This window comes from Enterovibrio litoreus (genome assembly GCF_045679545.1).
In the GTDB taxonomy this organism is placed as follows: domain Bacteria; phylum Pseudomonadota; class Gammaproteobacteria; order Enterobacterales; family Vibrionaceae; genus Enterovibrio.
In genome coordinates this window covers 2,536,093-2,550,478 of sequence record NZ_CP166194.1, presented here as the reverse complement: position 1 = coordinate 2,550,478, position 14,386 = coordinate 2,536,093, and the positions used below count along the sequence as shown (strand labels likewise).

Genomic DNA, 14,386 nt, shown 5'->3' with positions numbered 1-14,386 from the left:
ATGTCAAAAAAAAGAATACTATTAATCGACGATAATTTTCACGACAAAGAAAATGGAGCTCCCTTGTTTTCGATGGAGTATCAGTTTCTTGAAAAACGTGGGTATGAAGTTTACACGCTCTCTTTTGGCGATAATGACGCTCTGATAAACGATAATCAGTATATTGTAGACTGTGGAATATCAAACAAGCTTGTTGGTAAGAGAAACAAGTTCTTTACCAATAGTGGTCTTGCTAAAAAAATAAGCCGAGTGATCACAGAGATTGAACCGCATATTATACATAATCACCTAATATCAAAATGTCCTATTGCAGTATTCGAGGCAATTCCTGCAGATATCCCGGTAATTCAAACACTTCATGGCCCCAACTTCTATTGCCCAACATCATGGGGGAATATAAGAGGAACGTCAGAACAATGTGAGTTGGGCTGTGGATTAAAATGTGTAACGAAAAAATGCATTCCCTCATGGCAGTATCCATTAGTGAGCAACTTATTCTCTAAGTATCCAAAGCTTTTGTCTAAAGTTACAGTTTTTCACTGTCCATCCGAATACATAGAGAAAATTTCCCATCGATTTGGCTTTACCAATACAATACGAATACCTCTTGGTTTAAGAGAGCAATTTACTTCAATTAACAATAAAAGACTATTTGAAGGTAACAAGCTGCTATTTATTGGTTCGATGCATGAAGTAAAAGGCCTAGACTATTTAATCGATTGTATGAAGGACGTATTAAAAGTCATACCTCACGTGAAATTGTTGGTTGCTGGTAGCGGTCCGCAAGCCGAAAAATATCGAAACATGGCTATAGAAACAGGCCTTGAAGACTCGGTCATCTTTCTTGGATACGTTCAAAAAGAACAGATCGTTGAACTGTATCAATCAGTGGATTTGACCATTGTTCCGTCAGTATGGAATGAGCAGTTTGGAATGGTGGGACCAGAATCACTAGCCTGCGGAGTGCCAGTTGTTGCTACTAAAGTTGGCGGCATCCCTGAATGGCTAAAAGATGAAGAGTTTGGGTTGTTAGTCGAACCTAGGAATACTGAGCAACTAGGGACTGCTATTATTCAAATGCTTCAAGACAATGCTCGATTGGAAAAGTATGGCAAGGCAGCATCAAAGTATATTCAACGAGAGCACAATATTGAATTGTACGAGAGTAGGTTGCTAAAGCTGATTGAGGAAACTTGTCTATGACCACAAGAGTTCTTCATATAGTGTATGCTATGAACGCTGGCGGTATCGAGACATGGTTGATGAATATATTTCGTATGCTTAGAGCAGAGAATATATTGTTTGATTTTGTTGTGAACTCGAATAAGCCAGGATTCTACGACGAAGAAATTCGTGTACTTGGCGGGGATATTTATTATGGGGGAAGTCTTAGAAGGCCGGACAAAACATTCAGGGTTGTGAAAACGCTTTTGGATAGAAATATGTATTCTAGTGTACACTGTCACAATATTGAAAATGCCACCTCCGCGCTACTAGCTGCATATATCAATGGGAGTAAATCTCGTTTACTTCATAGCCACAATGACTTTGGTACTAAGATTTCCTGTTCTAGCCTATTTAGTAAAATATATTTAAAGATACAAAGATATCTCTCAATAGTTCTTTCTAGCGAGTTACTGGCGGTGTCCAAGGCTGCTGGTTTTTCCCTATTTGGTGACAGTGAATATCAGGTAATTCCGCTCTCAATTCAATTGGATAGATTTATTCCAACTGAAGATTCTTCTGTAATTCGCAAAAACTTAGGCATTGCTGAAGGTATGTTGGTAGTCGGTCATGTTGGAAGATTTGATTACCAAAAAAATCAGATATTTATCGTTGAAATTTCTCAATATCTGCTCAGTAGCCTGCCAGAGACAAAATTTGTATTGGTTGGAAGTGGAGAGTTGTCGGCAAAAATAAAGCAAAGCGTTGTTGATCTTGGCATTGACAAAAACTTTATATTTTTGGGACAAGTAGGAAATGTTCCAGAAATCATGAAGGAAATATTTGACGTGTTTTTATTTCCATCACACTCTGAGGGGTTGGGTCTAGCCGTCGTTGAAGCACAGGCATCAGGATTACCAGTAATATGCTCTGACGTTCTCCCCGTCGAAGCAACGGTAGTGGAGGAGCTTGTTACAAGAATGTCGTTGCGGGCCCATGCTAGTGAGTGGGCAAGTCGATTGGAAACTATATCGAGAAGCGCTGCGGTCTCTAAAAGTGATGCTTTAGAAGCTGTGAAGAATAGTGACTTCAATTTAGAAAACTCAATAGTTAGATTAAAAAGACTATGGAATATAAAAAAGTAGTATACATCATTAGCCCAAGAAGCGCCTTTCCATCAAAGCCAGGCAGGAAGATTTCTGAAATAATTAAGTGTTGGGGAAATAAATACAGTGTTTCGGCTTTTTTCGGCGGGCAATTGATTAAAGGGGCACAACCACAAAGCTATGGCAATGTGGGAACGCATAAACAAAGCTATAGAAAGAACTTTTTTTTATCTCCTCTTGTTCATACGGTATCTGAGGTTAAGGACTTTATACACTGTATAAAGAGTTATATATATCTTAGAAAAAAGCATAATGGTGATAATATTTCCCTCGTTTGGGAACGTTCATCCAGGTTTCATTTTGCGGGTTTTTTGCTTGCACGAGATCATGATGTACCTTATGTGCTCGAATGGAAAGATCATTTAGTTGACTATAACATTTCTCTCTTTAAACCATTGGCATTATATGTGGAACATCTTAAATGTAAATGGGCTACATCTATAGTTGTAGAATCGCTAGTTATTAAGAAAGCGCTTGTTGCTATTGGATATGAGGAATCTAAGATTATTGTCGCGTATAACGCCGTCAACTATGAAGAATTTTCTTTAACTACTCCAGAATATGAAACCAGTCCGGAATCGCAGAATGACGGCAAGATTAAACTGGCCTATTTAGGTAGTTACGCTTTTTATCATGATGCGGAACGTTTGGTGTATGCAGCAAAGCTGCTTTTAGATAAAGGCTTTGAAAACAAACTTGTTATCTACATGGTAGGTGATGGTAAAGAGCGACAGCATTGCAAAGAGATCAGTGAAAAATTAGGTATTCCAAAAGATTTTCTGGAGTTTGTTGACCCCATTCTTCCACAAGAAGTTGCTTCATTCTTGGCCAAAATTGATATTTCCGTTCTTCCTGGTTCCACTGATATTATCGCGCCAATAAAAGTACTCGAGTACATGGCCGCAGGGACAGCGACCATAGTGCCAAATCATGAGTGCAATCGAGAGATAATTACTGATCTTGAAAATGGCATTCTATTTTCAGCAAAATGCGAAAAGGATCTAGCCGATAAAATTCAGTATCTAGTTGAGAATGAAAGCGAGATCGAAAGAATATCCTTCAATGCAAGTAACACGGCCAATAGAAACTTTAGTTGGGAGAATACGTGGTTGAAAGCCTTAGATGAGGTCCTTGTAGATAATGAATATAGTTATTAACGCACTTAGCGCTTTAAGAGGCGGTGGGAAAACGTATATCAAGAACTTGCTTCAGCACATCGACAACTTGGACGACGACATAAATATTCTACTTATTTCTCATCAGTCAAATTTTTCAGATTTTTCCGATTGCCAAGGAAATAAAGTAAAAGTAATCAAACCTATATTCCCATCAAGAAATATTGTTTTTCGTGTTTTGTGGGAGTTTTTCTACTTACCTTTTCTTCTCAAAAAATTAGGCTCTGACTCGTATTATGCTCCTGGAGGAGTGATGATCTCCCTTATGCCTAAGGGTTGCAAAGCATACACCGCTTTGAGAAATATGCTGCCATTTGACGAGAGAGAGAGAAGAAGATTTCCGTTGTTGTCTTATAGTCGATTCAAGCTATGGATACTAAAGTATGTCTATTTGATTTCATATAGGATGTCAGATGGTGTGATATTTATATCTCATCACTCTAGGGAGTTGGTTTCTAAATTTGACAATGGAATTATTGATAAATCGGAGGTGATTTATCATGGATTATCTCCAAGTTTCTTAGAAAAAGCTAACACCGCTTCTAATTTACCTGGAAAGCCGGGCAGTTACTACTTGTATGTGTCGATTCTAGATGTATATAAAGCACAGAAAGAAATTATTTCTGCTTGGTTGGAAATAATCGATAAAGAATTCGATTACCCACTAGTTTTAGTGGGGCCAAAGTATAATCAGTATGGTGATGATGTAGTTAAACTGATCGAAAGTAGTGGCTCGGATAAAGTTAGGTTTTATGGACCTAGAAACTATGAAGAGCTTCCTGCATTGTATCAAAATTCAAGAGCGTTGATTTTTGGTTCTTCTTGCGAGTGCTGCCCAAACATACTTCTTGAGAAATTGGCGTCTGGGAAAGCCGTCATATGCTCCGACATAATGCCAATGCCAGAATTTGGCCAAGAATCAGTAGTCTATTTTAACCCTTATACTTCAGGGTCACTGAAAAAAGCAGTGAAATTATTGGAGACAGAAGATAACCTCAGGCGCTATTCTACGCTTGCATATGAAAGAGCTCTGGATTTTGACTGGCTGTCAACGACAAAGTCGACAATATCTTTCTTATGTGGAAAAAGATCATAAATTCTTTAGTGAGAAATTCATGTTTAAAAATAAAGTACTTTTAATTACCGGCGGAACAGGTTCATTTGGTAATGCGGTTTTGAATAGGTTTCTTGACTCGGATATTGGCGAGATTAGAGTATTTTCAAGAGACGAGAAAAAACAGGATGATATGCGTAAGAAATTTGCATCGAGTAAGCTTAAGTTCTATATCGGTGATGTAAGGGACTATCAAAGTGTTGCCAATGCAATGCGCGGTGTTGACTATGTATATCATGCCGCTGCACTTAAGCAGGTTCCGTCGTGCGAATTTTATCCCTTAGAAGCGGTGAAGACAAATGTACTAGGAACCGAGAACGTACTGGAAGCTGCAGTCAACTTTGGAGTGAAGAAAGTGGTTTGCCTGAGTACTGATAAGGCAGTGTACCCAATAAACGCTATGGGTATTTCAAAAGCTATGATGGAAAAGGTTATCGTTGCAAAGAGCAGAAGTCTAAGTGGAACAGATACAACTGTTTGCTGTACTAGGTATGGCAACGTGATGGCTTCGAGAGGATCTGTTATTCCATTGTTTGTTAATCAAGTTTTCAACGATGCCCCTATAACCGTCACCGACCCAAATATGACCCGATTTATGATGACGTTAGATGATGCTGTTGACTTAGTATTACATGCGTTTATTAATGGAGTAAATGGCGATATTTTCGTACAGAAAGCACCAGCTGCAACAATCGATGTACTTGTACAGTCTATTTTGGAAATATGTGGCAGACCAAGCCATCAGGTGAATATTATTGGTACTAGACATGGTGAAAAGCTATATGAAGCTCTGTGTAGTAGAGAAGAAATGTTTGTAGCCCATGATCAGGGTGATTATTATCGGATTCCGTCCGATAATCGTGATTTAAACTATGCGAAATATTTTGAAGAAGGCGAGAGAGATCTATCATCGGTTGTAGATTATAATTCTGATAATACTAAGCGACTTGATAAGTCTGGAATGAAACAACTCTTGCGTAAGCTAGATTTCATTAGATCAATTGAAGCGGGTGATGTTATATCACCTGAGGGTTTCTGAGCGTGCGAGTTTTAGTCATTGGCGCCACAGGTATGTTAGGTTATAGCCTTTTTTCTAACCTTAGCGAACACAACACTCTTACTGTTTTTGGTACAGTTAGATCCGTATCTGGGAAAGAAAAGTATTTTTATGGTTTGAGAAATAGGCTTATCGAAGGTGTTGACGTAGAAAATGTGTCAAGCTTAGAAGACGCATTTAATATTTCTAATCCCGACGTGGTAATAAATTGTGTAGGTATCATCAAGCAGCAAGATATATCGAAGCAACATATAGCATCAATAAAGATTAATAGTCTTCTCCCCCACATACTGGCAGAACTATGTGATAAGTATAAAGCAAGACTTATTCATTTTTCGACAGATTGCATCTTTGATGGTGCTAAAGGCCACTATAAAGAAAGTGACTTGCCAACAGCTAGGGATTTGTACGGAAAGTCAAAGTATTTAGGCGAGGTTGATTATGGAAACCATATAACATTGCGTACTTCAATTATCGGTCACGAATTGGATTCGTCAGTTAGCCTAGTTGATTGGTTTCTGAGTCAAAGTGGACAAGTGAAAGGCTATTCACAAGCGATTTTCTCTGGGTTGCCAACGTGTTATGTAGCAAAGGTGCTATTAGAAAAGGTTATAACAAACTCAAGTTTACGAGGTGTTTATAACTTATCAGTTGAACCAATCGATAAGTATACACTTTTGTCTTTGATTTCAGCAGCCTATAATAAATCAACAACTATAGTAGAATCCAAAGAAGTCACCATTGATCGTTCATTAAACTCTGATAATTTCCGAAGTAAAGTTGGTTTTACGCCTGCCAGTTGGCCTGAATTAATTGACTATATGAATATTGATTATAGAAAGAGATATATTTCATGAAAAAACTAAGAATTATGACTATTGTAGGTACTAGACCTGAAATTATACGCTTGTCACGTACGATAGCCAAATTAGACGAATTTTGTGATCATTTGTTAGTTCATACAGGACAAAACTATGACTATGAACTGAATCAAATATTTTTTGATGATTTGGGTATTCGTAGCCCCGATTATTTCTTAGAATGTGCAGGCGTTAGTGCTGCAGATACTATGGCCCAAGTTATAAGCAAGTCTGATAGCTTACTTGCTGAAGTCAAACCCGATGCCGTATTGATTCTGGGAGATACGAATAGCGCTCTATCCGCTATTTCAGCAAAACGAAGGAAAATTCCAATTTTCCACATGGAAGCTGGTAATAGATGCTTCGACTTACGTGTTCCTGAAGAAATTAATCGAAAAATTGTCGATCATATATCAGATGTAAATATGCCTTACAGCGATATAGCTAGGGAATATCTGTTACGTGAAGGCCTCTCCCCTGATTTAATTGTCAAAACAGGGAGCCCTATGGACGAAGTTTTAGCTTTCTATAGTGATAAGATTGATAATTCATCGGTTTTGGATAAATTAAACTTGGTGCCGGAAAACTTCTTTTTGGTCAGCGTCCATAGGGAGGAAAATGTTGACTCAGTAAAAAACATTGAGGCATTTGTTGATGCATTGAACTCGATAGCAATCAAATATAACATGCCAGTTATTGTTTCAACACACCCAAGAACCCGTAAGAAAATTGACTCTCTAGACTTAGTGTTTGATGATAGAGTCAAGCTATTGAAACCCTTAGGGTTTACTGACTATGTATGTTTGCAAAAACAGGCAAAAGCTGTACTGAGTGATAGCGGAACTATTACAGAAGAGTCTTCAATAATAAACTTCCCTGCAATTAATATTCGTGAAGCACAAGAACGACCTGAAGGTTTTGAGGAGGGAGTGGTTATGTTCACTGGCATGGATAATCAACGTATACTTCAAGCTTTAGATATTATTGCAGTTCAGGCTCGTGGTGAAAACCGATTGATAAACAAAGTTAAAGACTATACGGCCCCAAATGTGTCAGATAAAGTGTTAAGAATTATATTGAGTTATACCGACTATGTTAATCGCGTGGTTTGGAAGAAATTCTAATGCGTCTTGCTCTCGTTATAGATGATTATTTACCCCATAGCACGCGAGTCGGAGCAAAAATGTTTCATGATCTGGCGTGCTATTACGTTTCCCAAGGTATAGAAGTTACCGTTATTACTCCATTGGAATCCCAAAAAAAGGCGCTGATCGTTTCAGAACTCGATGGCGTTACAGTTTGGTCATTTTCGAGTGGAGCGATTAAAGATGTTAATAAGGTTAGGCGCGCACTAAATGAATCTGTACTCTCACTTAGAGCTTGGCGCGCGATTTCACCAAGAGTGTGCAGCCAGACATTTGATGGTGTAATTTACTACTCGCCGTCCATTTTTTTTGGTGGTTTGGTATCGAGAATAAAAAGTCGCTGCAATTGTAAAGCATTCTTGGTGTTGAGGGACTTGTTTCCTCAATGGGTTGTTGATGCGGGGATGATTAAAAAAGGCTCCCTGATCGAGCGATACTTTCGGTACTTTGAAGAGTATTCTTATTCCCAAGCAGACTCTATAGGATTGATGTCTGCTAACAACAAAAGTTTGTTTGATACTTTGACCAATGAGCGATACTCAACATGTATATTAAGAAACTGGGCGGCATTGACACCTCATACAATCTCTGATGGTTATGTGAGCCTGAGAAAAAAGCTAGGTTTAGATAACAAAGTGATATTTTTTTATGGCGGAAACATTGGTAGAGCACAGGATATGGAAAACCTGTTGCGATTAGTTAAGTCCATGAAAAAATATGAAAAAGCACATTTTCTATTCATTGGTCAAGGGGATGAAGTTGATTTAATCCAGAGTCTAGCGAACCAATGGCAATTAGATAATTTCACATACCTGCCATCAGTAAACCAAGTCGAATTCCGAAATATAATGTCAGAAGCTGACGTGGGTTTGTTTTCATTAGCGTATAATCATACCGCCCACAATTTCCCAGGTAAACTATTGGGGTACATGGTGCAATCAATGCCGATTTTGGGTAGTGTCAACCCAGGCAATGATTTGCTTGAACTGGTCAATGATAATTGTGCTGGTCTTATTTCGATTAATGGAGATGACGAGCAATTGTTTGAAAATGCGCGTTTTTTTTTAGAATCGGATTGCCAAAGATCGAAATATGGAAAGAATGGCGCAATATTGCTTGAGCGCGAGTTCTCGGTAGAGAAGATAGCCAGCAGAGCTTTAGAGCACTTAGTTGATTAGATTTCACTTACTATTTTCTATATTCTTACTTAAGAGTATCTTGTTTGTTTATTATCTTACTGTCCTAATCTAAATATCAGGTTACTGTAATCATAGTATTATATAACCAAAACCAGCGTAGTATAGTAAGATGATAAGCCATATTGTAGTGGTTTATATTTGTCATTTTTTCTCTTATAGTACGTTTTGCTACAGTTAGGGAAATTAGAATTTAAGTGTTTTTGGTTCGATTGACTTGGCCAGTGGTCTCATTGTTAACAAAGTTAAATAAATAAGTGAAATGATTTTGTCTTATAGAACTAGTGACTATCTATACTCAGTGTTTTTACGCCTTTCATTTACTCTAGCTACGTTATATTTTATAAATGTCATAATATCATCAGGTAATGACAGTTTCATTCTCGGTGTATTGTACGTTATCCTGTTGCTGGTCTGTTATAATCGGTCGGTAAAACACGGTTTTTGTTATCTGAAAATAGCACTCTCGGCATTTTTGCTATATATGTTGTACGCGGCTATTTTTCAAACCACTCCGTCATCAGATTTTTAAAGTTTTACAATGATGCCTCGCAGTTTGCTCAGACAAATGATATTAGTATCCTTACTGCAAACTCTAAAAGTCCAATCACAATACTTTACTACTCTCTCTTTTTACAATTCTCCAATTCTCTTGAAACTACATACATTGCTGCGGGTTTTGCTTGGGTTGCCAGTGCCGTATCAATTTACAGTGGGCTTTTGAAGTTTGACTTCGGTAGAGATTGAAGTTTGCTATTTCTGTACATTTTCCTCTTTTCTCCTATTACAATAGTATATTCCTCTTTGATTAGTACTGAGTCAGTATTCATCCTGCTTTCTTCATTTTCTTTTTACTTAATTGCTAGGTATTCGATATCTCAGAACACGCTACTTTTGATTGTAGTTTCAATATTAATGGCTTTTGTATATTTAACTAGAACTAACGGTTTCATATATTTTGTGGCTTTTTTGATATCACTTGCTGCGTTAGTGAAAAGACCAAGTAAGGCTTTTATCTACGCTATTATACCATTTGTAGTTATCGTACTAATGCATGGTGTCATTGGAAAAAAAATAGATGGGGTTTTCTCTTTGAGTCCTTCGTAAGCGGTTAATAAACCCCACATACCAATAATACACGTGCTTTGACATAGTGCCTTTTTCATCGGAGGCACCATGAACCAAGAGCAAAAACGCGCCCATTGGGCAGCAGTTGTTGAGCAACAAAAACAGAGCCCGCTATCCATCAAGCAATTCTGTGCAGACAGCGGCATCAGTTATCAAACCTTCTACTATTGGTCTAAGCGATTGCGTTCTCCTGACGCGACGCAGACACTTCAGCCTATCATTTTCAATGAACATGAAGATACGCAAGCTGAGTCGGTGATCATTACCTTTGCCAATGGTATTCGCGCTGAGTTACCAACAACACTGAGTGCCGCTCAGATCAAACACTGGGTGGATGCCTTGCAATGACCCCCTCTGGCAAGGTCTTTCTGGTCTCCGGTGTCACCGACATGCGAAAGTCTATCGATGGCCTGTCGCTGATTGTCGCCGAGCAGCTTGAAATGGACCCGTTCAGCGAAGCCTGGTTTATCTTCTGTAATCGGGGACGAGATAAACTCAAAATCCTCTTTTGGGATACCAATGGCTTTTGGCTTTACTATCGCCGATTGGAAAAAGGGACCTTCAAGTGGCCACATCCCAATCCTCTCGGCGTTATTACCATCAGCAAGCCCCAGCTTTATTGGCTGCTATCTGGGTTATCACTGGAGAACAACAAAGCCCATCGCCCCCTTAGTGGACTAGAAGTGTGACGCTTGATACTGATCGTCATATTGCGCTTGAACGATCCGTTTTAGACGTCACACTGGGCATCATTCAGTGCTGTAAAATGATGCCCAATGACCGACTTTCCCGATGATATTGAAAAACTTAAAGCCATGCTTCTTGCCAAAGATGCCTTGTTGCAGGCCAAAGAGGAGGAAGTCGCTGCCCTGAAAACCCAAGTGCAATTACTGGTTGAGCAACTCAATCTCAGTAAATCCAAACGCTTTGCTGCCCAAAGCGAAAAAGTCGCCAAAGGGACGTTTAACGAAGCCGAGCAGCAACATACATTACCCAAGTCAGCGGTAGAGCGCGGTAAAACGGGTCGTAAACCGTTGCCCGCCGACCTTGAACGTGAGGTGCAAAGCCACACCCTCAATGCCCCATATTGCGACTGTTGTGATGCGCCCTTGCATGAATGCGGCAAAGAAGTCAGTGAAACGCTGAAAATCCTGCCACAGCGAGTCAGTGTGATCCGCCATGAGCGCACCAAATATGCCTGCCGTCAGTGCGAGCAGACGGCAGAGACCAGCAAGGTCATCACCGCACCGAAGCCAGCGAGCATGATCCCCAAAAGCCTCGGCAGTGCGGAGGCCTTCGCTGCCGTGGTCACCGCCAAATATGTGGATGCACTGCCGCTTTACCGTCAGGTTGATATCCTCAACCGCTCCGGCATCGATATCAGCCGCGCCACCTTGGCCAACTGGTGTGTGCAGCTTGGCAGTAAAGTGCAGGTCATCATCGACACGATGAAAGCGCAGCTCTTACAAGAATCACTCATCTGCGCGGATGAAACCACGGTGCAAGTGCTGAGAGAAGAAGACAGACAAGCGCAATCCAAATCCTATATGTGGGTTTATCGCAGTGGCGAGTACACGGAACACCCCGTGGTTATTTACGCGTATCAACCCAGTCGAGCGGGCGCCTGTGTGCGTGAGTTCCTCGGTGATTACACCGGCTATCTGCTATCAGATGGTTATAGTGCTTACGACACACTGAAAGACGTGACACAAGCCGCCTGCATGGCGCATGTCCGCCGTAAATTTACCGACGCGCAAAAAGCGTCACCGTCAACGAAAGCAGGGAAACCGGAGAAAGCCCTGACCTTCATCGGCAAACTTTACGGTATTGAAAAGCGAGCGAAAGGACTGTCTGCTGAAGCCCGCCAACAGCTTAGAGTGCAAGAAAGTCTGCCCATTCTGAATGATTTTAAAGCGTGGCTAGATAGTCAGCATGTGTTACCCAAAGGTGCATTGGGTAAAGCGATAATCTACGCCCAAAATCAGTGGCCCAAGCTGCTGACCTTCCTTGATGATGGCCACATCAGCATTGACAATAATGTGACGGAGCGGGATATCCGGCCGTTCACGACAGGCCGAAAAAACTGGATGTTCTCAACCTCAGTCGGTGGAGCGAAAGCCAGTGCCAATCTGTACAGTCTGGTGATGACGTGTCGAGCCAATGACATCAATCCGTATTATTACTTCCGGCATCTGTTTACAGCGTTGCCGACGCGTTCGCTTGCCGATGATATGACGGATCTGATGCCGTGGAATGTTGAACTCAGTGGCATCGAGTAGGACTTCACCGGTTCATTAACCGCTTACAGTCCTTCTAAGTATGGCAGTTATAACTTAATGGTTGGTACCAATCGGGAGACGTCTGGAGGCTACAGTCAAAAAGATCTTCACTATGCAGGCTTTATAGGTGACAACAAAGTTTCTCATGAACAAGCATCCATTAATGCAAGAACCATCGCGCTCGAAAGAATATTGGATGATCCGATATCATTCGCCGAGTTTGCATTAACAGATAAGATAAAATCGCTCTGGGGTAATCAGAAACAAATGCTCAGATGGCCAATCAGTCGCTCTCCTAGATTCAAATATGTAGAAGCACTCTATCTAGATAAATTTATAGTTTCGATACTCAACTCCTTCATGTTTATCATGGTATTGTTTTGTGTTGGTAGTCTAATTAGATACCGCCATTCTAAATTTGTCCTATATGCCACAATCCCATTAGTGGGGCTCGCAATTATGCATGTATTTCTAGAGGTTCAAGTTCGTTATCAAGTTCCATTTTTGCCATTCTTGTATTTGATTGCTACCCTTGGAATTTATTCGCTAAATCGAGCATATTGCAGTCACTCAAAACTAAATGGGGGATTGTAGTCAGAATTTACAGAAATCACCATGATATGGTCTATCCCTAAAAAAGCTACCTCCATTAGAGTTTTTGATCAACCTACTTGCTTAATTATTTAAGAATTTTAGAATCTCTAAGACTCCGATTTTTGTGGCTATGAGGGTGTGTTGCTGACCTCTTAAGCATTGTTATATTGATGGATATCAGTGACCTCATATATTATTTGATACACTTTGTAGGGTAATCATGACCAATTTGACTGGCTGGGGACGATACCCAGTCATAGATTCTACTATTTACAACATAGAGAAACATACGTTACTGGATTCAAATCCTATTGGGATTGCTCGAGGGCTTGGTCGTAGCTACGGTGATAGCTCACTATCTAAATCAGTAATACAAACCAAAAGGCTGTCGAGATTCATAAATTTTGATTCTAGTACAGGTGTACTGAGGTGTGAATCAGGCGTAAGCATAGATGATATTCTTCAAGTGTTTGTGCCTTTAGGTTGGTTTCCCTATGTAACGCCAGGGACGAAGTACGTTACTGTCGGTGGCGCCATTGCAAGTGACGTCCATGGTAAAAACCATCACAAAGAGGGCAGTTTCTGTGACTATGTAAAGTCGTTAACTGTACTTATGAACGGTGAACTCATCATCTGCTCACCGGAAGTCAATACCCAATTATTTAAAGCCACTTGTGGGGGCATGGGCCTCACTGGTGTGATAATTGAAGCCACTATTATTCTGCGTAGAATAGAAAGCTCGTATATAGATCAGAAGATAGTCAAAGCAGCGAATCTCGGAGAGGCGCTAGCTCTTTTCGAAAAATATAATGACTTTACATATTCAGTCGCTTGGATTGATTGCTTGTCTACGGGTGATAAGCTCGGGCGTTCTTTGGTCATGCTCGGCGAGCACTCCGTAGGTAATCAGCTAAACACTCATAAAGAACCAAAACTTACTATTCCTTTTGAGATGCCGTCGCAAGTCCTAAATCAGTACTCAATTCAAGCTTTCAATGCGCTCTACTATAATCGGCTTCTGAAAAAAGAAACCAATAATACAGTAGGCTATGATTCATTTTTCTATCCTCTAGATTCAGTAAATAACTGGAACTTGATGTACGGAAGTAAAGGTTTTACTCAGTATCAGTTTGTAATTCCAAAAGAGAGCGGCATTGATGCGTTAAAGGAAATACTAAGCGTTATTGCTGAATCAAAACAAGGGTCTTTTTTGGCAGTGTTAAAGGTCTTTAGAGAAGGAAACGGCAACTATCTATCGTTTCCGATAGAAGGATACACCTTAGCTCTCGATTTTAAGATTACTGACTCTTTGTTTACTTTACTTAAGATATTGGATCAATTGGTAATTAAGTACTCTGGACGTTTATATTTGTCAAAAGATGTGCGGATGGATGATGAAATGTTTAAATCCACCTATGAAAATTGGGAAGATATGGCATATATCAGAGAACAATACAATTTAGAAGACGTTTACAGTTCCCTTCAATCAAAGCGGATTGGATTATAGT

The 14,386-nt window shown here is 40.0% G+C and carries 12 protein-coding genes; all 12 read left to right on the top strand.

Annotated elements, in window-relative coordinates; translation table 11 throughout:
* Complete coding sequence (locus AB8599_RS11200; protein ID WP_407330999.1) at positions 1–1,203, top strand: glycosyltransferase family 4 protein; 1,203 nt, start codon at positions 1–3, stop codon at positions 1,201–1,203.
* Positions 1,200–2,309: a glycosyltransferase gene (locus AB8599_RS11195; RefSeq protein ID WP_407330998.1), complete on the top strand. Its 1,110-nt coding sequence runs from the start codon at positions 1,200–1,202 to the stop codon at positions 2,307–2,309. The genes AB8599_RS11200 and AB8599_RS11195 overlap by 4 nt, the downstream gene beginning before the upstream one ends.
* The gene (locus tag AB8599_RS11190; protein WP_407330997.1) at positions 2,291–3,487 is read left to right on the top strand and encodes a glycosyltransferase; all 1,197 of its coding nucleotides are present in this window, start codon (positions 2,291–2,293) and stop codon (positions 3,485–3,487) included. Before AB8599_RS11195 ends, AB8599_RS11190 begins: the two co-directional genes overlap by 19 nt.
* A complete protein-coding gene (locus tag AB8599_RS11185) occupies positions 3,471–4,601 on the top strand; it encodes a glycosyltransferase family 4 protein (protein ID WP_407330996.1) in 1,131 nt (376 codons plus the stop codon). Before AB8599_RS11190 ends, AB8599_RS11185 begins: the two co-directional genes overlap by 17 nt.
* A 19-nt stretch (positions 4,602–4,620) precedes the next feature.
* Positions 4,621–5,658, top strand: a complete 1,038-nt coding sequence (locus AB8599_RS11180) for a polysaccharide biosynthesis protein (RefSeq protein ID WP_407330995.1) — start codon at positions 4,621–4,623, stop codon at positions 5,656–5,658.
* Positions 5,659–5,660: 2 nt separating this feature from the next.
* Positions 5,661–6,533, top strand: coding sequence for a dTDP-4-dehydrorhamnose reductase family protein (locus tag AB8599_RS11175; protein ID WP_407330994.1), 873 nt, complete (start codon positions 5,661–5,663; stop codon positions 6,531–6,533).
* The gene (gene wecB, locus AB8599_RS11170; protein WP_407330993.1) at positions 6,530–7,660 is read left to right on the top strand and encodes a non-hydrolyzing UDP-N-acetylglucosamine 2-epimerase; all 1,131 of its coding nucleotides are present in this window, start codon (positions 6,530–6,532) and stop codon (positions 7,658–7,660) included. The genes AB8599_RS11175 and wecB overlap by 4 nt, the downstream gene beginning before the upstream one ends.
* Positions 7,660–8,859, top strand: coding sequence for a glycosyltransferase family 4 protein (locus tag AB8599_RS11165; protein ID WP_407330991.1), 1,200 nt, complete (start codon positions 7,660–7,662; stop codon positions 8,857–8,859). Before wecB ends, AB8599_RS11165 begins: the two co-directional genes overlap by 1 nt.
* A 1,194-nt stretch (positions 8,860–10,053) precedes the next feature.
* On the top strand, positions 10,054–10,353 hold the full coding sequence (tnpA, locus tag AB8599_RS11160) for an IS66 family insertion sequence element accessory protein TnpA (RefSeq protein ID WP_407330990.1): 300 nt from the start codon (positions 10,054–10,056) through the stop codon (positions 10,351–10,353).
* Positions 10,350–10,694, top strand: a complete 345-nt coding sequence (gene tnpB, locus AB8599_RS11155) for an IS66 family insertion sequence element accessory protein TnpB (protein WP_407330989.1) — start codon at positions 10,350–10,352, stop codon at positions 10,692–10,694. The genes tnpA and tnpB overlap by 4 nt, the downstream gene beginning before the upstream one ends.
* An 87-nt stretch (positions 10,695–10,781) precedes the next feature.
* Complete coding sequence (gene tnpC, locus AB8599_RS11150) at positions 10,782–12,284, top strand: IS66 family transposase (RefSeq protein WP_407330988.1); 1,503 nt, start codon at positions 10,782–10,784, stop codon at positions 12,282–12,284.
* Positions 12,285–13,098: 814 nt separating this feature from the next.
* The gene (locus AB8599_RS11145) at positions 13,099–14,385 is read left to right on the top strand and encodes an FAD-binding protein (RefSeq protein WP_407330987.1); all 1,287 of its coding nucleotides are present in this window, start codon (positions 13,099–13,101) and stop codon (positions 14,383–14,385) included.
* The last annotated feature ends 1 nt before the right edge of the window (position 14,386 follow it).

Coding starts and splice junctions, on each gene's coding strand:
- AB8599_RS11195 (WP_407330998.1), top strand. CDS start 1,200: ATGACCACAAGAGTTCTTCATATAGTGTATGCTATGAACGCTGGCGGT.
- AB8599_RS11185 (WP_407330996.1), top strand. CDS start 3,471: ATGAATATAGTTATTAACGCACTTAGCGCTTTAAGAGGCGGTGGGAAA.
- tnpB (WP_407330989.1), top strand. CDS start 10,350: ATGACCCCCTCTGGCAAGGTCTTTCTGGTCTCCGGTGTCACCGACATG.
- AB8599_RS11165 (WP_407330991.1), top strand. CDS start 7,660: ATGCGTCTTGCTCTCGTTATAGATGATTATTTACCCCATAGCACGCGA.
- tnpC (WP_407330988.1), top strand. CDS start 10,782: ATGACCGACTTTCCCGATGATATTGAAAAACTTAAAGCCATGCTTCTT.
- wecB (WP_407330993.1), top strand. CDS start 6,530: ATGAAAAAACTAAGAATTATGACTATTGTAGGTACTAGACCTGAAATT.
- AB8599_RS11200 (WP_407330999.1), top strand. CDS start 1: ATGTCAAAAAAAAGAATACTATTAATCGACGATAATTTTCACGACAAA.
- AB8599_RS11180 (WP_407330995.1), top strand. CDS start 4,621: ATGTTTAAAAATAAAGTACTTTTAATTACCGGCGGAACAGGTTCATTT.
- AB8599_RS11145 (WP_407330987.1), top strand. CDS start 13,099: ATGACCAATTTGACTGGCTGGGGACGATACCCAGTCATAGATTCTACT.
- tnpA (WP_407330990.1), top strand. CDS start 10,054: ATGAACCAAGAGCAAAAACGCGCCCATTGGGCAGCAGTTGTTGAGCAA.
- AB8599_RS11190 (WP_407330997.1), top strand. CDS start 2,291: ATGGAATATAAAAAAGTAGTATACATCATTAGCCCAAGAAGCGCCTTT.